The following is a 17,802-nucleotide window of genomic DNA, read 5'->3' on the forward strand; positions in this document are numbered from 1 at the left end:
AGCATCTGGTTTTTTGCGACCACTGCGTCCAGACCGTTGAGGCCGTCCGCTGCGGTGACACCCCTCTAGGGCCGCCTCACAAACCCGTCAAACGCTTTTTTACAGTTTGAGGTCAGTTTTTGGAAAAACCAGTGTCGCGCGCCTGAGCAAGCCCTCCGTCGACCTTAGCGAGGATGCAGCCGGGCGAGCGCAATGCCGGCAAGGTTCTGGGCTCGACCGATATGCCGGATACGGACGCGGTCAAAACGTTCGGCCAGTGCCGCGAACCTACTACGGTGCACTTCCAAGTCTGCCGAACGGCACCGCGCCTTACCGCTGGCTTGCGTCACGACCAGGGTAGAATCGCCTAGCAGCGTGATGTCGCGATCGCCTTCTAGTTGAGCGATCTCCAACGCATGGATCGCGGCTAGCCATTCGGCGTCGCTGTTTGTGCCCTCACCCAGATCGTGCCGGTAGTGGGTAACGCCCTTGCGGACGACGGCACATTCGATCGGGCCAGGGTTTGGCCGGCATCCGCCATCGAAGAACAGCTTGGTCGACTGCCCGTATGTCATCAGGCCTTCACTCGCACCTTCGCCATTGCTTTGCCCGATGGGTTACGCTTCCTGTGTGCCAGCGCTGCGCCGATCGCGATCATGCCAAGGCCAGCGACTGGCGAACCACGACGGATCGACCGCAGACCGCCCAGCGCCAGAAGCGACGCGGGCAAGCCTGCATGCACGCCACCCAAATGGGCTACGGCCAAGACCGCTGCCCCGTCCGGCTCCTCGGCCTGGATGACTTGCCTCTGCTCGATGTCGGTCGCGACCGTGTCAGCGACGGTCGCGCCTCGGCCACCCCTCGGCGCCGGCGTCCCGGTCGTCATATCGCGCGTCGTCTGATGTTCAAGTTCCGAATTCAGTTCTGCGCCGAGCAGGAAGACGTAGGCCGACAGCCATAGCCACGTCAGCAGCACGATGACCGCGCTCAGCGATCCATAGGTTGCGCCGTAATTTCCGAAGCGCGACACGTAGACGCCGAACCCTATCGTCGCACCAAGCCAGATGACGGTTGCGGCCAGCGAGCCCGGGGTCAACCAGATCCACTTCGCCTTGTGACGGTTGGGGCCGAATCGATACAAGCATGCCGCCGCCGTAACGCCCAGCGAAGCGAGCACGCCGTAACTTACGAGGCGGATCGCCAGAAGCAGGATCTCTGGCGCGCCGGGTATCAGGCTATCGAGCAGCGCGAACGCCGCGGTCGAGAAGGCGGCGACCAAGGCGAGCATCACGGCACCACCGGTGATCGCGAAGGCAAGCAGGTTCAGCGCGATGAACCCGCGGGTTTCTTTCTCTTCATAGGCGATGTTGAGAGCGGTGACGATCGACGATGCGCCCTTCGTGCCGCCGTATAAGGCGATGCCCAGCGCGATGAGGAGGCCGAAACCCTTCTTGCCCTCTGACGTATTGACGACGGTCGCAAGCTGGTCGCCGATTACCCTTGCCGCATCTTCGGGGAGGACGTTGAACAGCGCGCGGATGTTCGCGACCACCGTGGCGGTGTCGGCGACTAGACCGTAGATCAGTACCACCGATGCCAGCAGCGGAACGATCGCGGCGAACCCGTAGAATGCGGTACCCGCTGCGATGAGACCGATATTGTCATCGTTCCCTTCGGCCCAGGTACGCTTCAGGACCTTCCACCATTCGCGTGCCGACATCGACCAGGGGCTGGTGGCCTGATGCTCGGATGGTGTTTCGTGCGTGCTCAGCGTCTTGCCCCCTTCGGTATATTGCTGCCCAACGCCGCACGGACGCAAACGGACCCTCAGAGTTGCCGCAGAGCCTGTGCGGGCCGCGCGCCGAGAATGGGCCACGCACCGATCAACCCGATCACCATCGTCAGCCCCGCCCCGCCCAGCAACGTCGCCAACACCGTCGCGTAATCCGGGCGCCACTCGAAGCTGAAGAGCTGCGTCACGACATACCAGGCTCCACCGAGCCCGAGCAGCAACGCGAGTACCGACAGCACGATACTAAGGAACGCGTATTCGAGCGCCTGCACCGCCAGCACCTGCCGGCGGGTCGCGCCGAGCGTCCGCAGGATCACGCCATCATAGGTACGCGCCTCCCGCGCCGCGGCGATCGCGCCGATCAGCACCGCGATCCCGGCCAGGATCGCCACCGACGCCGCCGCGGTGATCGCGGTCGCCATCTGTGAGACGATATCGCGGACCTGGCCCAGCACGCCGCGAACCTCGATCACCGAGACCGATGGAAAGCGCGGCAGCAATGCGCGCATGACAGGCGCTTCCTGCCCCGGTGCGAGCTCGATCGTCGCCGCTAGATTATGCGGCGCGTCCTCGATCGCGTTGGGCGAGAAGACCATCACGAAATTGAAGCCGAGCGTATCCCAGTTGATCCGGCGGAACGACGCGATGTGCGCGGTCCGCTCGACGCCAAGCAGGGTGTAGGTGAGCGGATCGCCGATCTTGAGATCGAGCACCTTGGCCAGTCGCTCGTCGATCGAGACCAGCGGCGGCCCCTTATAGTTTCGCGGCCACCACCTTCCGGCAGCGAGTTCGCTACCCTCAGGCAAGGTCGCGGAGTAGGTCAGCCCGCGCTCGCCGCGCAACGCCCATGCGCCATCGGGCAGCGTCTTGAGATCGGAGACGCGCGTCGTGCCGTAGCCGGTGATCGTGCCGCGCATCGCGGGAACGGTGCGGATGACCGGGTGGATCGCCACGCTTTCGATCGTCCGCCGGAACTCCGCCTCGCGGTCGGGTGGAACGTCCAAGGCGAACAGCGCCGGCGCACGCTTCGGTACGGTGAGCGCGATGTTCGCGTCGATGCTGGTGCGAATACCGGCGAGCAGAACGAACAACGTCAGGCCGAGACCGAGTGCGACGACCAGAGTGCCGGTCCGCGCCCCAGGGCGGTGGAGCCCGGCAATGGCGAGGCGCAGCAACGGCTTGCGCGAGCGGGGAAGCGCCGCGGCGATCCGACGTACGGCCCAGCCGAATCCTGCCAACACCAATAATACGCCGGCCACCGCCGCGAGGAATTCTGCGCTGAGGCCGGGCTGGTCCGCGGTCGACAGCGCCAGTGCGACGATCGCGGCGCCTGCACCGAGTACCCAGGGCAAGGTCCGGCGCAATGGCACGGACCGATTGCCGAACACGCCGCGCAACAGGCCCGCCGCGGGAATGCTGCCCGCCTCGATCAGCGGTGGAGCGGTGAAGGCTAGCGCGATCAGCATGCCGTACGCAGCGGCGAGCACAAGCGGCGCGAACTGGAGCGAGAATTGCGGCGCGACCGGGAGGACGTCGCCCGCGAGCCAGACGATCAGTGGCACCGCTGCGGCGCCTGCAACCAGACCGGCAACGATACCCATCGTTGCCACGACCGCGACTTCGAAAAGGTAGATCTTGGCGATGAGGCCGGACGTCGCGCCGAGCACCTTCAAGGCTGCGATACTACTGCGGCGGGCGGCAAGATAGGACGAGACGCCGTTGCCGACGCCGATGCCGGCGATAACCAGCGCGGACAGCCCCACCAGCAGCAGGAACTGGCCCATGCGATCGACGAAGCGTTCGGCGCCAGGCGCGGCGCGATCTCGCGTCTTGGTCTCCCAGCCGCCGGTCGGGAATGCCGCCTTGAACCGATCGACCGCGGTCGTCGGCGAAGCGTTGGGCGAAAGGCGAACCCGGTATTTGCTTTCGTACAGGCTGCCGGGCTGGACGAGACCGGTGCGCGCGATGCCTGCCATCGAGACGATCGCGACAGGGCCGAGCGTGAAGCCCTCGCCGAGCCGGTCCGGTTCGTTCGCGATCACGCCCGCGACGGTAAAATCGGCAATCCCGAGCCGTACGTGCGCGCCGCGGCCGACCCCGAGCCTTTGCGCCAAGGCCGGGACAATCCAAATCGCCTTTGGATCGTCGACCTTCGCGACCGATCCACCCTGTAACGCCAGCGTCCCGTAAAGCGGATATACCGCGTCGACGCCCTTGAGCTGGACCGGTACGCTGTTGGTGCCCTGGATCGCGGTCGCCTGCATCCGCACGGTCTCGGACACCGTGCCGAGCCGCGCCAACGCAGCACGCTCGTCAGGCGTGGCGGCGCGCTGCGACGTGCCGAACTCTACGTCGCCGCCTAGGATCGCACTTCCCCGCGCCGCAAGCTCACCGTCGATCGACTGCGTTAGGCTGCCGATCGCGGCCAGCGCGCCGACGCCAAGGAACAGGCATGCCAGAAGAAGCCGCAGCCCGCGAAACCGCAGATCGAGTTCTCGACGGGCAAGCCGCCACGCCAGTGGCCATTCGCTCACCGCAAGCGATCCGCGGCGATCTGGCCGTCGGCGAGTTCGACGATACGGTCGCAGCGCGCGGCGAGTACCGGATCGTGGGTGATGATGATCAGCGTGGCACCGGTCGCGGCGCGGCGGTCGAAAAGGAGGTCCATGACTGAGGCGCCGGTGGCGGCGTCGAGGTTGCCGGTCGGTTCGTCGCCGAAGACGAGCGCCGGACGCGGGCCGAGCGCGCGGGCGATCGCCACGCGCTGCTGCTCGCCACCGGACAATTGCGTGGGGTAATGGCCGATCCGGTGCGAGAGGCCGACCGCGGCGAGTTCGACTTCCGCGCGCTCGAACGCGTCGGGCATCCCAGCCAGTTCCATCGGCACGGCGACGTTCTCAAGTGCGGTCATCGTCGGGAGCAGGTGGAAGGCCTGAAGGACGATCCCGATCCGCCCACGCCGCGCGCGCGCCAGAGCATCCTCGTCGAGCGTGCCGAAATCGAGCCCCGCCACCTGAACCTGGCCGCTCGTCGCGCGCTCGAGTCCGGAGAGTACCGCCATCAGCGACGACTTGCCCGATCCGGATGGCCCAAGCAGCGCGACGCTGGTGCCCTGTGCGATGTCGAGATCGATTCCCTTGAGGATTGTCGTCGCGGCAGTCGATGCGCCGAGTGTCAGCGTGACATCGCGCGCCGAGATCACCATATCGGCGGAAGCAGGTTCGGACATGGAGACCAATATCTTGGAGAAACAAATGCGATTCTGGCCTCTTTATGGGGGCGGACTGGCGCTTCTCCAAGCAGGGTTGCTGGCCGGATGCGATCGGACACCCGAAGTCCCTGCCCCGCCGCCCGCGACGAACACCGTATCGTCGGTTGCCGCGACCCCAGAGCCGCAGGGTCCGGAGCGCCTGATCCTGGCCTTTGGGGACAGCCTGTATGCCGGTTACGGCCTCGACCGCGGTCAGAGCCTGCCCGATGCGCTGCAGAACCGGTTGCGCAAGGACGGGATCAATGCGACGATCGTCAATGCCGGCGTCTCGGGCGACACCAGCGCAGCGGGACGGCAGCGGTTCGCGTTCGCGTTTGACAACATGAAGCGCAAACCAGACCTCATCCTGCTCGGGCTTGGCGGCAACGATGCTCTTCGCCAGATTTCGCCGGCTGAAACGCGCGCCAACATGACGGCGATGATGGACGAGGCGAAGCGTCGCGGCATTCCGGTAATGCTGACCGGCATGATGGCGCCGCCCAATCTCGGTCCGGAGTATTCCGCCCAGTTCAACGACATATGGACCGACTTGGCCAAATCCTATCATGCCAAATTGTACCCCTTCATCCTCGATGGCGTTATCGGCAACGCCGGGTTGATGCAGGCAGACCATGTCCATCCCAACCGTACAGGCGTCGACCGGATTGCGGCCCGCGTTGCACCCGTGCTGGAAAACGCGTTAGGACAGCCGGGATGACGGCACTGGATCGCCGCCATCGATAGTCTCGCGAAGGATCGTGCAAACCACGACGCGTGACACGATCATTTGGCTACGCGACCGGCAAGAACGGCGCGCGAGCAGGGAAAAGGGTTAAGGATGCAATTGAGCGGTTTGATCGCACGACTGGGGCGACATCTCGATCTCACCGACGCCGAACGTGAGGCGATCCTGCACGCCGAACGCGGCGAGCGGCGTCTGCGCGCGGGCGATGTCCTGGTCGCGGAGGGCGGTGAAAGCCACGCGCTGTACGTAGTACGCCAGGGATGGCTGCATTCGTCGACCAAGCTGGTCACCGGAGCGCGCCAGATCCTGCGGTTTCATTATGCGGGCGACCTGATCGGGACGTCGAGCATGGCATGGTCGCAAGCGGCAGCGACGCTCACCGCGATCTCGGACTGCATCGTGATCGATTTGCCCAAGACCGAACTCGGACTGTTGTTTCGCGCACAGCCGCGGATTGCCGGGCTACTCTATGCGATCGCCGCGGCCGAGAACGTCGCGATGAGCGACCGGCTGACGACGATCGGGCGTATGGGCGCGAGCGAGCGGCTGTCGACCCTATTGCTCGATATCATCGCGCGGTTGCGGGTCACGGCGGGGGGGATCGTCGACTCGTTCGACCTGCCGCTCACGCAGACCGATATCGGCGATGCGCTGGGGCTGACCAAGGTTCACGTGAACCGGACGATTCGCGCTCTGGAAAAGACCGGCGTGATCGAGCGGACCGGGCGGCGGGTGCGGATCGTCGACGAAGCGGCGCTGGTCGCCGCGACCGGGTTCACCGATCGATACGGCGAGATCGAGACCGCGTGGCTGCCGCCTGCGGTTTGAGGAAAATTCCGCTCCTCTCCCGCCACGGGGGGATCGTTAGTACAGCTTCAGGTGCGGTCGACGACGAACAGGGTCACGCGGTCGTATTTGATGTCGCCGGGATTGAAGATCGCGTCGGGGACGAACGGGCGATCGATGACCTCGATATCCTTCAGACCGGCCAGCTTGAATGTGCCGAGCTTAAGCTCCTTGGGCGGCTGACCGTCGCGCTCGAGCGTGATCGCATCGACGAACACGTCGTCATGCTTTGTGTAGAGGATGTGCGGCGCGAGCGTGCAGACCATCCGGTTGTATGTGGCCGTGATGCACTGGCGCAGCGCGATCGCCTGCAACAGCAGCGCGTTTGCGTTGGACGGAGTGGACTGGTCTGGGGTCGAGGTCATGTTGTGCATCGCAGCATAAGTTAAGGGGATCGGTGCCGTTAGGCCGAACGCGCCACAGGCGACAAGGGCTAACTTGACGCTATAGCGGGTTTTAGGCCGCCGTGCTGACCTCGTCGGTGTGAACGTCGAAGCCGACCAGACGCGCGGGGCCGAAGCTAGTGGTGAGCGCGGTATCGGTTGCGTCGCGCCCGCGCGCCATCAAGATCCGGCCGATCCGCGGGCGATTATGGCGTGCATCGAGCGTGTGCCATGTGCCGCCCAGATACACGTCGAACCATGCGGAGAAGTCCATTGCGGCGTCGACCGGCGGAATGCCGATGTCGCCGAGATAGCCGGTGCAATAGCGCGCGGGAATGTTCATGCAGCGGCACAACGTGACGGCAAGATGCGCAAAATCGCGGCAGACGCCCTGCCGTTCCTGATAGACGTCCCACGCGGTCTTGGTCGAGCGGGCAAAATGATAGCCGAACTCGACATGGTTGTGCGTGAAGTTGACGATCGCCTGGAGGCGCTGCCAACCGGCGGGGACATGGCCGAACAGCGACCAGGCGGTCTCCGACAGGCGATCGGTCTCGCAATAACGACTGCCGAGCAGGTAGATCAGGATATCGTCGGGAAGATCCTGGACCGCGTGCTGGACCACGTCGGGGGCTACTGGGTCTGGCAGGCCGCTGTCCTCGATCGTAAAATTGCAGGACAGGGTCAGGCCGCCGCTCGGCACCGTGAACCGCGTGCAGACGTTGCCGAACGCGTCAAGATAATCATAGGTCGGCACGTCGGGATCGGCAGCGATCCGGTGCGGCGTGACGAGATCCTTGTTACGCGACGGGTGCACGCTGAGCATTGCGAGCATCGGGGTTTCGACGTCGGTTTCGAAACGAATGTCATAGCCAGCCCGGATCAACATCGATGTCCCCCTGTTCAAGCAGTTAGTGATGTTTGTTGGTTAGCCGCATCATCCTCGTCGACGGTGATGTCGACCGAAACGCTCATGTCGAGGAAGCTTCCCGGAAAGCCGCTCCAGGTGCCGGAGACGGGCACCGCCTGGTAGATGTCGCGCGCGACGGCGACGCGGACGAGACCGCGATTGCCGACGATGCCATTGGTCGGATCGAACTCGACCCAGCCCGAGCCGGGGATATAGACGCGGACCCAAGCATGCGTGTTGCCGCCACCGGTGCGATGTTCCCGACGTGTCGGATTGTAGACATAGCCCGATACGAACCGTGCCGCGAAGCCGAGTGCGCGAACCGCCTCGATCATCAGCATCGCATAGTCGCGGCAGGTGCCCTTGCGCCTAGCAAGCGTCTCGATCGGCGACTGCGTGCCCTTTTCGGGACGCTGGAAATAGGTGAACTCGCGTTTGATCGCCGCAGTCATCTCGGAGAGCATAGCAAGCGTATCGGTCTGCCCGCCCGGCGCAACGAACCGCCGCGCCCAGGTGTCGATCTCGCGCAGAGGATCGTGATGCTGGCGCTCGATCGAGCGGAGCAGGTCGGGCATTTCTTCCGACGAATAGGTGAACGGATAGAAGCGCGCGTAGCGTTCGATATCGACGTTCTGGAGGTCGGCGGGCGTGTGATCGAGCCGGACGCGACTGTCGATCACGAGGTCCTTGGCACGCTTGTCGAAGGTGGCGATCGCGACGGCGTTGCCGAACACGTCGTGCAGCCAGCGGACGTCGGAGGGCTCGGGCGTGATCGTCAACCGCGTGTCGATCAAATGCTGGTCGTAGCTTTCGCGCGGTCGGACCATAATCCGGTGGTCGCCGAACGCAACCGGTTGGCGATACGAGTATTTGGTTACATGAGAGAGCGTTAGAGATGGCATCGAGGATCCACGTCGCATGAACAGCACTGCCAGCCAAACGCTGCTTGGGACCGAAGATGCCCCACCGGTCGTGCTGGTCAACCCCAAAGGCGCCTCATCGTTCCTGCTTATCGGCGATCATGCGGGAAATGCCGTGCCGGAGGCCCTGGGGTCGCTTGGCTTGAGCGACGCGGACCTGGCGCGGCATATCGGCTGGGACATCGGCATCGGCGAACTGGGGGCGCTGCTCGCGGAAAAGCTCGACGCGGTGTTCGTCCGCCAGACCTATTCGCGGCTCGTGATCGACTGCAACCGGAGCCCGAACCAGCCGGATCTGATCGCCGAGGTGAGCGACGGGACCGTGGTGCCGGGGAATGACGGGCTTGGGGAGATCGACCGCGCAGCCCGATTCCGGGAGATCCATACGCCATACCAGGAGGCGATCGCGGCGGAGATCGCGCGGCGCGATGCGGCGGGAATGACGACAGTGCTGGTCGCGCTGCACAGCTTCACGCCGGCGATGAAGGGCGCGTTGCGGGATCAGGCGCGACCCTGGCATATCGGCATCCTGCACGATGGCGGCGACACCGCGCTCGCGCATGCGCTGCTCGCGGTGTTGCGCGACGAGCCAGATCTGACGGTAGGCGACAACGAACCCTACCGGATGGACCTGATCGACTACACCATCCCGCGTCATGCGTATCCGGCGCGGCGGCTGTATGCCGAGATCGAGGTTCGACAGGATCTGCTGGGGTCGCGCGAGGGATGTGCGGCATGGGCGGAGCGGCTTGCGCGGGTGCTGCCCGCGGCGCAGGCGCTGGTCTGATCGCGCGATCCCGTCTTATTGCGCAAGCCTTGACCTGTGTTGCATTGCGGTAACAGCGCGATGACCAACTGCATGCATGGCAACATTGTCACTTGATATGATGTATCATCAAATTTACCCGACACGTCGTACAGGGACGATACCCCGACGACGATAAGGGAATTTCATGAAGACGATGCTGTTCGGCGCTACCGCCCTGGCTGCGCTCCTTGCTTCTCAGGCTCACGCGCAGACCGTGGCTGCGGATCCCACGACGCCGGCCCCTGCCCCCGCATCGACCGGATCTACCAACCAGCGTGACATCATCGTCACCGCGCCGATTCAGACCAGCGAGCGCGACGTCTTGCAGGGCACCACCGTCCTGACCGGCCAGGAACTCACCCGCCAGCTGCGCCCGTCGATCGGCGAGACTCTGGCGCGCCAGCCCGGCGTGTCGGCATCGTCGTTCGGCCCGAGCGCCTCGCGTCCCATCCTGCGCGGCTTCCAGGGTGACCGCATCCGCGTACTTACCGACGGGATCGGCTCGATCGACGTGTCGAACACCTCGGTCGACCACGCCGTCATCATCGACCCGCTGCTCGCCGAGCGCATCGAGATCCTCCGCGGTCCCAGCGCACTGCTGTACGGCACATCGGCAGTTGGCGGCGTCGTCAACGTCATCGACACGCGCATCCCGCGATCGGTGCCGGAGAACGGCTACCGCGTGAACGGGATCGCCAACTATGGCTCGGCCGCTAATGAGCGCTCTGGCGGGATGGCCGGCGACGTCGCGGTCGGCCAGCACCTCGTGCTCCACGCCGACGGCTCATACCTGAAGTCGGGCGACCTGCGCACTGGCGGCTACATCCTGTCGCGCGACGCCCGCGCACAAGCCTTGGCGACGGCGGCCACCACACCCGTTGATCCCAACGACGCCGAGTCAATCGACTATGCCGCATCGGCACGGTTGAAGGGCAAGCTGCCCAACACGCAGGCCGAGACGTGGACCGCGGGCGCCGGCGCGTCGATCATCACCGACAACGGCAATCTCGGCATTTCGTACAGCCACTATGACAGCCTGTACGGAGTGCCGATCCGCTACGCCACGCAACCCGGCCAGGAACAGGAGGCGCCCCGCCTCGACGTCGTCCAGAACCGCGTCGACCTGCGCGGCGAGATCGATACCGGCGGCGACGTCATCAGCAAGATCCGCATCCGCGCCGGACAGGCGAGCTATCGCCATTTCGAGCTAGAGGAGGACAATTCGGTCGGCACCGCCTTCTACAACAAGGGCCTCGAAGGTCGTCTCGAAGTCGTTCAGGCGAACCGTGGGGGCTGGCAGGGCGCGTCGGGCGTGCAGTTCTACAACCGCATCTTCAACGTGGTCGGCGACGAGGCCTTCCTGCCGAAGAACGAGACCAACCAGACCGGGCTGTTCACGCTGCAACAGTATGAATCGGGCAAGTTCCACGCCGAGGGTGGCGTCCGCTACGAGATCACCGATCTCGCCGCGCGTACGCCCGAGGACGACCTGCGCTTCTTCCGCGGCAGCCAGAGCTATCATTCGGTCTCGGGTTCGCTCGGCGCCTCCTACGCGCTGACCGACACCATCCGCGTCGGCCTGAACGGCTCGCGGACCGAGCGTGCGCCATCTGCCGAAGAGCTGTTCGCGAACGGCGCGCATGCCGGGACGCAGGCGTATGAACTGGGCAATCCGAACTTCCGGTTGGAGAAGTCGTGGGGCCTAGAAGGCACGCTGCACGCGCATGGCGACGGCTTCAGCTTCGACGCGTCGGCCTATTACAACTGGTTCTCGAACTACATCTCGGAGAACCAGGTCGCGTCGACGGTCTGCCAAGCTGCCGCCGATCCCTCGGGCCGCACCGTCGACCTGCCCTGCTTCCAGTATCAGCAGGCCGACGCGCGCTATTATGGGTTCGAGGCGGATGCATCGGTGAAGGTTGCACAGATCGGCGGTTATGCGGTCAACGCCGACGTGCTTGGCGACTACGTCCACGCGAACATCGTCGACCAGGGCGCGGTCCCACGCATCCCGCCGATGCGCGTGCTGGGCGGTATCGAGGCGCAGGGCGACCGGATCAACGGCCGCGTCGAGGTCGAGCACGTGTTCGACCAGAACCGTATCGCCGCGTTCGAGACGAAGACCAACGAGTACACGATGGTCAACGCCTCGATCGGCCTCAGCCCGTTCGGCAAGGATTCGAAGACGACGCTGTTGCTGAGCGCGAACAATCTGTTCGACGTGAACGCACGCCGCGCGACCAGCTTCCTGAAGGACTTCGCGCCGCTTGCAGGTCGCGACTTCCGCGCGACGCTCCGCTTCGGGCTGTAAAGTCCTTCGATCCTCCCCCCCAGGGGGGGGTGGCTGGCACTTGCCAGATGGAGGGGGCGGTGAGCGAAACCTCGGCTCCATGCCCTTCCCCTCCGTCACCTTCGGTGCCACCTCCCCCTGACGGGGGAGGATCGGGCGCGGACCACGGTGTTCTCAAGCCCGTAACATGAACTAATTGTCATTTTCCGGTTTACGCCGACCTGCACCGGCGTTTAGAGAGCCCCCTTCGAAAAGGGTGGCAAGGTGATGATGCGGAAGGCTATTTTTCTTTCCGTGGGCGCATGCCTGCCGCTGGTGGCGGCGTGCAACCGGCACCAGTCGACGCTCGTGCCGTTCGGCGAGGAAGCGGACAAGGTCCTCTCGATCACCGTCGTTCTGGTCATCGGCGCGATCATTCTCGCGGGCGGGCTCGCGTTGCTGATGCGCCACGCGATGCGCGCGCCGGAAGGTCGGCTGACGCACAAGGGCGGAATGAAGCTGGTGCTGTGGCTCGGCGGCATCGGGCCTTCGATCCTGCTGCTGGGCCTGTTGCTCTACGCCCTGCCCGCAATGCGACCGCGCGAGGTCGCCAACAGCGACCTCCGTATCGGCGTCGAGGGCGAACAGTTCTGGTGGCGCGTCCGCTATGCGCCGCCGGGCGGCTCGGTGGTCGAGACCGCAAACGAACTGCGCCTGCCGGTCGGTCGCACCGTCGAACTGTCGCTCCGCAGCCCCGACGTCATCCACAGCTTCTGGGTGCCGGGCTTGGCGGGCAAGATGGACATGATCCCCGGCCGCACCAACCGCCTCGTCGTCCGCGCGACCAAGGCGGGCACGTACCGCGGCGTCTGCGCGGAGTTCTGCGGGCTCGGCCACGCGCTGATGGCGTTCGACGTGATCGCGATGGAGCCCGCCGCATTCGAACGCTGGCTCGCCGAGCAGCGCAAGCCCGCCGTCGTCACCGCATCGCCGGGCGAGCGCGCCTTCGCGAGTTATGGCTGTAGCGGGTGCCACAGCGTCCGCGGCATCGGCCCGGTCGCGAAGATCGGCCCCGACCTGACGCACTTCGGTTCGCGCCCGACGCTCGCCGCAGGCGTCCTGCCGATGACGCACGCCAACATCGCCGGCTTCGTCCGCGATCCGGCCAAGACAAAGCCCGGCGTGCGGATGCCCGCCTTCCCGCAGATGTCGGCCGCCGAAGCCGACCAGATCGCAAGCTATCTACAGGGGCTCAAATGACCACCGAGACCCCAAAATACGCGCCGCACCTCAGTGGCGTCGATCAGGATGATCCCGCCGTCCGCAAAGGCCAGGAAGATCGCCTGCGCGAGGTGTGGAAGCCGCCGTCGGGCTGGTTCTTCCGCTGGACCGACGTCAACAACAACCGGATCGGCGTGTGGTATACGCTGACCGCGTTCGGCTTCATGCTGTTCGCGGGCGTGCTCGCGCTGATCATGCGGACGCAGCTCGCGGTACCGAACAACGACCTCGTCACGGCGAACACGTTCAACCAGCTGTTCACGCTGCACGGCTCGATGATGATGTTCCTGTTCGCGGTGCCGATGTTCGAGGCGGTGTCAATCATCCTGTTGCCGCAGCTGCTCGGCGCGCGCGACCTGCCGTTTCCGCGGCTGTCAGGGTTCGGATACTGGAGCTTCCTGATCGGCGGCGTGTTCGTGTCGGGCTCGATCTTCTTCGACGCGGCACCCGATGGCGGCTGGTTCATGTACCCGCCGCTGACCACGCGGACCGATCTCAGCGGGCTCGGTGCCGACATATGGATGCTGGGGCTGAGCTTCATCGAGGTGTCCTCGGTCGCGGCTGCGGTCGAGCTGATCGTAGGCGTGCTGAAATGCCGCCCGCCGGGCATGCGGCTCAACCTGATGCCGCTCTACGCCTGGTACATCCTGGTCGTCGCGGTGATGATCCTGTTCGCGTTCCCGCCGCTGATCGCGGGCGACGTGCTGTTCGAGATGGAGCGGCTGCTCAACTGGCCGTTCTTCAACGCGGAGAAGGGCGGCGATCCACTGCTGTGGCAGCACCTGTTCTGGATCTTCGGCCACCCCGAAGTCTACATCGTCTTCCTGCCGTCGATCGCGCTGTTCGCGATGCTGATCCCGACGTTCGCGCAACGGCATCTGCTCGGCTATCCGTGGATCGTGCTGGCCGCGGTCGGCACCGCCTTCCTGAGCTTCGGGCTGTGGGTCCACCACATGTTCACGACCGGGCTGCCGAAGATCAGCCTCGCCTTCTTCGCCGCGGCGTCGGAAGCGGTGGCGATCCCGACCGGCGTGCAGATCTTCGTGTTCATCGCGACGCTGTGGGCGGGCAACGTCAAGAAATCGACGCCGCTGCTCTACGCAAGCGGAAGCCTCGCGGTCTTCGTGATCGGCGGGCTGACCGGCGTGATGGTCGCGGTCGCGCCGTTCGACTGGCAGGCGCACGACACCTATTTCATCGTCGCGCATCTGCACTACGTGCTGATCGGCGGCACGCTGCTGCCGCTGTTCGCTGGACTGTATTATTACTGGCCGTTGGTGACGGGCAAGAAGCTGAGTGACAAGCTAGGACGGATCGCGTTCTGGATCATGTTCGTCGGCATGAACCTGACGTTCTTCCCGATGCATCTGTCTGGCCTGCTCGGCATGCCGCGCCGCGTGTTTACGTACCCGGAGGAACTTGGGATCGGCGGGCTCAACCTCGCTTCGACCGCGGGTTCGTACATGTTCGCACTTGGCGTGCTGATCGTCTGCATCGACCTCGCGCTGTCGCCGCGTCGCCCGAAGGCGCCGCGCAATCCGTGGAATGCCGGGACGCTCGAATGGCTCGCGCTGCCGGACGACGAGGATTGGGGCATCCGCTCGGTGCCGCTGATCGAGAGCCGCTATCCGATCTGGGACCAGAAGAACTTCGTCCAGAAGGTCGACGAGGGCCGCTTCTTCCTGCCCGACGCGGAGGAGATGCGGCGCGAGTCGATCATTACGACCGTGCTCGACGCAAGGCCGTTGCAGGTGATCCGCCTCGGTACGCCGAGCGTGAAGCCGATGATGACCGCGGTCGCGCTCGCGGGCGTGTTCATCCTGACGACGTACCATCTGTATATCTGGTCGGCGGTCAGCGGCGTCGCAACGCTCGCGTGCGTGCTGTGGTGGCTGTGGACCGGGACCGCCGAGATTCCCGAAAAGGCCACCAAGCATATCGGCCACGGCATCGAGGTGCCGCTCTATACCTCGGGGCCGTCGGCGCCGGGCTGGTGGGCGATGTTCATCACGATGATGGCGGACGCGACCGCATTCTCGGGGTTGGTGTTCGGCTATTTCTTCTTCTGGACGATCCACAACGATTTCCCGCCGAGCGGTGTCGGGCTCAACGGGCCGGGCGTGTTCTGGCCGATGGTCGCGTTGGCGCTGACCCTCACCGGCTGGGCCGCCACCGTCGGTGCGCGCGAAGTGCACCGCCGCGGCAACGTCGGTGCGGGTCGCGCGCTGCTGGTGGTCGGGACCGTCGCGACGCTGGCGAGCCTGTTCGCGGGGCTCGCCGGGCCGTGGTATTCGGGGCTCGATCCCGAACTCCACGTCTATCCCGCGATCGTCTGGACGCTGGCGATCTGGACTGCGGTCCACGCCGCGATCGGGGTCATCATGCAGGCCTACACGCTCGCGCGCAGCCTCGCGGGAAAGATGACGCCGGTCTATGACGCGGACCTCCGCAACATCACCGTGTACCACCATTTCCTCGCGCTGACGGGCATCGTGACGTTCTGCACGATCGGCCTGTTCCCGGGGGTCGCATGACGAACAAACCCGAGCGGCGGCGGTTCGGCCATTGGGCACGCGACCTGAAGGTGACGCTGTGGACGCTGATCGTCCCGCCGACGATCTGGGCCGTGCATTTCCTGTTCTGCTATCTCTGGGTGGCGGTGACTTGCGCGAAATCGTCGAGACCGGGAACGGCGTTGACCGGCTTCCCGTTGGCAACGCTGATCGCGACGATCGTGGCGCTGCTGGGGATCGTCGCGGCGGGCTACATCGCGCGCGTTCAGTCGGAGACGCCAGGCGATCCGGCCCCGCATGAACAGGGCACCGCGATCGATCGCCTGCGCTTCCTCGCGCTGTCGACGCGGTTGCTGGCGGGGCTGAGCTTCGTCGCGGTGATCTTCACGGCGTTGCCCGTCATCATGTTCGGTGATTGCCGATGAGACGCGCGAGCCTCGCACTGGGCGCCGTGCTAGTCCCGCTCGGCTGGGCCTTCGCCGCAGCGCCACTCGGGATGGTCGGTCACATGGCGGGACACATGATAGCCGTCGCCGTCGCGGCGCCGTTCCTCGCGTACGGCATTGCGGGCGGCCGCTTCGATCCGGCCGAGCGCTGGCCCGCGGTCGTGACCCCACTCGCAATGTCGCTCGTCGAACTCGGCGTCGTATGGCTCTGGCACCTCCCCGCACTGAGGCTCCGCGTCGACATGCAGCCGCTAGCGCTGCTCATCGAACAAGCAAGCTTCCTCGTCGCCGGTGTACTCCTCTGGAGCGCAGTGCTCGGCACACGCATCGGCGGCGCCACCGACCGCCGCGCTTCGGGTGTTGCCGCATTGCTGCTGACATCGATGCACATGACCCTGCTCGGCGCGCTGATCGGCCTCGCCCCACGACCACTCTACGCGATGATGGCGATGCACCCTGCAACACACGGCCTCGACGCACTCGAAGACCAGCAACTCGGCGGCGTCGTCATGCTGATGGTCGGCGCGGCGAGCTATTTCATCGGCGGGCTCGCGATGCTCGGCGGACTGTTGAAGACACGGAGCGCGACCGCATGACGATCCGGATAACCTGGGCGCGCGCCGCCGCCGCCATCGTCGGACTGGCGCTCGCCGGGCTGTTGTTCGCGTGGTCGGGGGTGTTCAACATCGCCGCATCGTCGGGCCATTGGAAGATCACCGACTGGTTCCTCCACTGGACGATGCGCAACTCGGTCCGCACCTACGCCGCGGTCACCGCCCCCGACGATCCCAAGGCAAACGAGGGCCTCGTCAGCGCCGCCGGCCTGTTCAAGGCAAGCTGCGCCTCGTGCCACGGCGCGCCCGGCGTCCGCCCGCTCCCCGTGATGCAGGCGGCGACGCCGCCCGCCCCTGACCTGTCGATCAACGCGCGCGAGTGGACCGACAAGCAGATCTTCTGGATCCTCAAGCACGGCGTCAAATATACCGGCATGCCCGGCTGGGCTGCCAAGGACCGCGACGACGAAGTCCGCCGCATGGTCGCCTTCGTCCGCCTGTTGCCCGAAATGTCGCCGGCCGCCTATCGCGCGCTGACCGATGTCCCCGCATCGTCCGGCAAGGCGCCCGGCAAGACCGACGACGCCAGGATCGTCACGTGCGCCGGTTGTCACGGCACGGACGGGAATGGCCGCGGCCAGCCCGACATACCCGTGCTCGGCGGCCAGAGCCCTGCCTATCTCCGCGCGGTGTTGCAGGCCTATGCCACGGGCAGGCGGCAGAGCGCGGTGATGTCCAACGCCGCCGCGACGCTAACACCGGCCGAGATGACGCGGCTGGCCGATCACTTCGCCGCGATGCCGGGTATTGGCCGCGCAACGCCATCGGGTTCCACCGAAGCCGCGAAGATCGCCCGCGAGGGGTTGCCGAAAGTCCAGCTTCCCGCCTGCTCGAGCTGCCACGCCCCTGGCAAGCCTTACCCGGTTCTAGCCGGCCAGCGGGCCAGCTACATCGCCCAACGCCTCCGCAACTGGCGCGGCGACGAGACGGTGGTCGACTCCCGCAAATCGCAATCGACGATGCCGGTCATCGCCCGCCGCATCCCCGAGGATATGATCGATCCGCTGGCCCAGTATCTGGCGGGCCGCTGAGAGAGCGCCGCCCCG

The 17,802-nt window shown here is 65.5% G+C and carries 16 protein-coding genes; 9 read left to right on the plus strand and 7 right to left on the minus strand.

Annotated features, from left to right (window positions below):
* Positions 1-164 precede the first annotated feature (164 nt).
* From O6W96_RS04715 to O6W96_RS04730, 4 genes are all read right to left on the minus strand, one after another.
* On the minus strand, positions 165-554 hold the full coding sequence (locus O6W96_RS04715; protein WP_133019152.1) for a reverse transcriptase-like protein: 390 nt from the start codon (positions 552-554) through the stop codon (positions 165-167).
* On the minus strand, positions 554-1,699 hold the full coding sequence (locus O6W96_RS04720; RefSeq protein ID WP_353468519.1) for a YihY/virulence factor BrkB family protein: 1,146 nt from the start codon (positions 1,697-1,699) through the stop codon (positions 554-556). The genes O6W96_RS04715 and O6W96_RS04720 overlap by 1 nt, the downstream gene beginning before the upstream one ends.
* Positions 1,700-1,806: 107 nt before the next feature.
* Entirely contained in the window at positions 1,807-4,305 is a 2,499-nt protein-coding gene (locus O6W96_RS04725; protein ID WP_353468520.1) for an ABC transporter permease, read from the minus strand.
* Positions 4,302-5,000 (minus strand): ABC transporter ATP-binding protein, encoded by a 699-nt coding sequence (locus O6W96_RS04730; protein WP_353468521.1) that lies wholly within the window; start codon positions 4,998-5,000, stop codon positions 4,302-4,304. Before O6W96_RS04730 ends, O6W96_RS04725 begins: the two co-directional genes overlap by 4 nt.
* Positions 5,001-5,025: 25 nt before the next feature.
* Here O6W96_RS04730 and O6W96_RS04735 point away from each other — a divergent pair, with 25 nt between their 5' ends.
* Together O6W96_RS04735 and O6W96_RS04740 are read left to right on the plus strand one after the other, a co-directional pair.
* Complete coding sequence (locus O6W96_RS04735; protein WP_353468522.1) at positions 5,026-5,739, plus strand: arylesterase; 714 nt, start codon at positions 5,026-5,028, stop codon at positions 5,737-5,739.
* Between the two features lie 126 nt (positions 5,740-5,865).
* Positions 5,866-6,594 (plus strand): Crp/Fnr family transcriptional regulator, encoded by a 729-nt coding sequence (locus O6W96_RS04740; protein WP_353468523.1) that lies wholly within the window; start codon positions 5,866-5,868, stop codon positions 6,592-6,594.
* A 47-nt stretch (positions 6,595-6,641) separates the two neighbouring features.
* Here O6W96_RS04740 and O6W96_RS04745 read toward each other — a convergent pair whose 3' ends face one another.
* The 3 genes from O6W96_RS04745 to O6W96_RS04755 all read right to left on the minus strand — a co-directional run bounded on the left by O6W96_RS04745 (position 6,642) and on the right by O6W96_RS04755 (position 8,825).
* Entirely contained in the window at positions 6,642-6,977 is a 336-nt protein-coding gene (locus tag O6W96_RS04745) for a hypothetical protein (protein ID WP_353468524.1), read from the minus strand.
* Positions 6,978-7,068: 91 nt separating this feature from the next.
* The gene (locus O6W96_RS04750; protein ID WP_353468525.1) at positions 7,069-7,884 is read right to left on the minus strand and encodes a transglutaminase-like domain-containing protein; all 816 of its coding nucleotides are present in this window, start codon (positions 7,882-7,884) and stop codon (positions 7,069-7,071) included.
* A 14-nt stretch (positions 7,885-7,898) separates the two neighbouring features.
* Complete coding sequence (locus tag O6W96_RS04755) at positions 7,899-8,825, minus strand: transglutaminase family protein (RefSeq protein WP_353468526.1); 927 nt, start codon at positions 8,823-8,825, stop codon at positions 7,899-7,901.
* Here O6W96_RS04755 and O6W96_RS04760 point away from each other — a divergent pair.
* The 7 genes from O6W96_RS04760 to O6W96_RS04790 all read left to right on the plus strand — a co-directional run bounded on the left by O6W96_RS04760 (position 8,824) and on the right by O6W96_RS04790 (position 17,787).
* Positions 8,824-9,612 carry an N-formylglutamate amidohydrolase gene (locus tag O6W96_RS04760; RefSeq protein WP_353468527.1) on the plus strand — a complete coding sequence of 263 codons (789 nt, stop codon included), beginning with the start codon at positions 8,824-8,826 and terminating at the stop codon, positions 9,610-9,612. The two genes, O6W96_RS04755 and O6W96_RS04760, sit on opposite strands and share 2 nt — an antisense overlap.
* 166 nt (positions 9,613-9,778) lie before the next feature.
* The gene (locus O6W96_RS04765; RefSeq protein ID WP_353468528.1) at positions 9,779-11,944 is read left to right on the plus strand and encodes a TonB-dependent receptor; all 2,166 of its coding nucleotides are present in this window, start codon (positions 9,779-9,781) and stop codon (positions 11,942-11,944) included.
* A gap of 246 nt (positions 11,945-12,190) precedes the next feature.
* Complete coding sequence (coxB, locus tag O6W96_RS04770) at positions 12,191-13,162, plus strand: cytochrome c oxidase subunit II (RefSeq protein WP_353468529.1); 972 nt, start codon at positions 12,191-12,193, stop codon at positions 13,160-13,162.
* A complete protein-coding gene (ctaD, locus tag O6W96_RS04775) occupies positions 13,159-15,717 on the plus strand; it encodes a cytochrome c oxidase subunit I (protein ID WP_353468530.1) in 2,559 nt (852 codons plus the stop codon). The genes coxB and ctaD overlap by 4 nt, the downstream gene beginning before the upstream one ends.
* Positions 15,714-16,121 carry a hypothetical protein gene (locus tag O6W96_RS04780; RefSeq protein ID WP_353468531.1) on the plus strand — a complete coding sequence of 136 codons (408 nt, stop codon included), beginning with the start codon at positions 15,714-15,716 and terminating at the stop codon, positions 16,119-16,121. The genes ctaD and O6W96_RS04780 overlap by 4 nt, the downstream gene beginning before the upstream one ends.
* A complete protein-coding gene (locus O6W96_RS04785; protein ID WP_353468532.1) occupies positions 16,118-16,738 on the plus strand; it encodes a cytochrome c oxidase assembly protein in 621 nt (206 codons plus the stop codon). The genes O6W96_RS04780 and O6W96_RS04785 overlap by 4 nt, the downstream gene beginning before the upstream one ends.
* Positions 16,735-17,787, plus strand: a complete 1,053-nt coding sequence (locus tag O6W96_RS04790; RefSeq protein WP_353468533.1) for a c-type cytochrome — start codon at positions 16,735-16,737, stop codon at positions 17,785-17,787. The genes O6W96_RS04785 and O6W96_RS04790 overlap by 4 nt, the downstream gene beginning before the upstream one ends.
* Positions 17,788-17,802 lie beyond the last annotated feature (15 nt).

The organism is Sphingomonas faeni (assembly GCF_040407495.1).
In the GTDB taxonomy this organism is placed as follows: Bacteria; Pseudomonadota; Alphaproteobacteria; order Sphingomonadales; family Sphingomonadaceae; genus Sphingomonas; species Sphingomonas faeni_D.

Bases quoted from the DNA above. Each gene is read 5' to 3' on its own strand.
- O6W96_RS04715 (WP_133019152.1), bottom strand. From the start codon at position 554: ATGACATACGGGCAGTCGACCAAGCTGTTCTTCGATGGCGGATGCCGG.
- O6W96_RS04720 (WP_353468519.1), bottom strand. From the start codon at position 1,699: ATGTCGGCACGCGAATGGTGGAAGGTCCTGAAGCGTACCTGGGCCGAA.
- O6W96_RS04730 (WP_353468521.1), bottom strand. From the start codon at position 5,000: ATGTCCGAACCTGCTTCCGCCGATATGGTGATCTCGGCGCGCGATGTC.
- O6W96_RS04735 (WP_353468522.1), top strand. From the start codon at position 5,026: ATGCGATTCTGGCCTCTTTATGGGGGCGGACTGGCGCTTCTCCAAGCA.
- O6W96_RS04745 (WP_353468524.1), bottom strand. From the start codon at position 6,977: ATGACCTCGACCCCAGACCAGTCCACTCCGTCCAACGCAAACGCGCTG.
- O6W96_RS04750 (WP_353468525.1), bottom strand. From the start codon at position 7,884: ATGTTGATCCGGGCTGGCTATGACATTCGTTTCGAAACCGACGTCGAA.
- O6W96_RS04760 (WP_353468527.1), top strand. From the start codon at position 8,824: ATGAACAGCACTGCCAGCCAAACGCTGCTTGGGACCGAAGATGCCCCA.
- O6W96_RS04755 (WP_353468526.1), bottom strand. From the start codon at position 8,825: ATGCGACGTGGATCCTCGATGCCATCTCTAACGCTCTCTCATGTAACC.
- O6W96_RS04765 (WP_353468528.1), top strand. From the start codon at position 9,779: ATGAAGACGATGCTGTTCGGCGCTACCGCCCTGGCTGCGCTCCTTGCT.
- coxB (WP_353468529.1), top strand. From the start codon at position 12,191: ATGATGCGGAAGGCTATTTTTCTTTCCGTGGGCGCATGCCTGCCGCTG.
- ctaD (WP_353468530.1), top strand. From the start codon at position 13,159: ATGACCACCGAGACCCCAAAATACGCGCCGCACCTCAGTGGCGTCGAT.
- O6W96_RS04780 (WP_353468531.1), top strand. From the start codon at position 15,714: ATGACGAACAAACCCGAGCGGCGGCGGTTCGGCCATTGGGCACGCGAC.
- O6W96_RS04785 (WP_353468532.1), top strand. From the start codon at position 16,118: ATGAGACGCGCGAGCCTCGCACTGGGCGCCGTGCTAGTCCCGCTCGGC.
- O6W96_RS04790 (WP_353468533.1), top strand. From the start codon at position 16,735: ATGACGATCCGGATAACCTGGGCGCGCGCCGCCGCCGCCATCGTCGGA.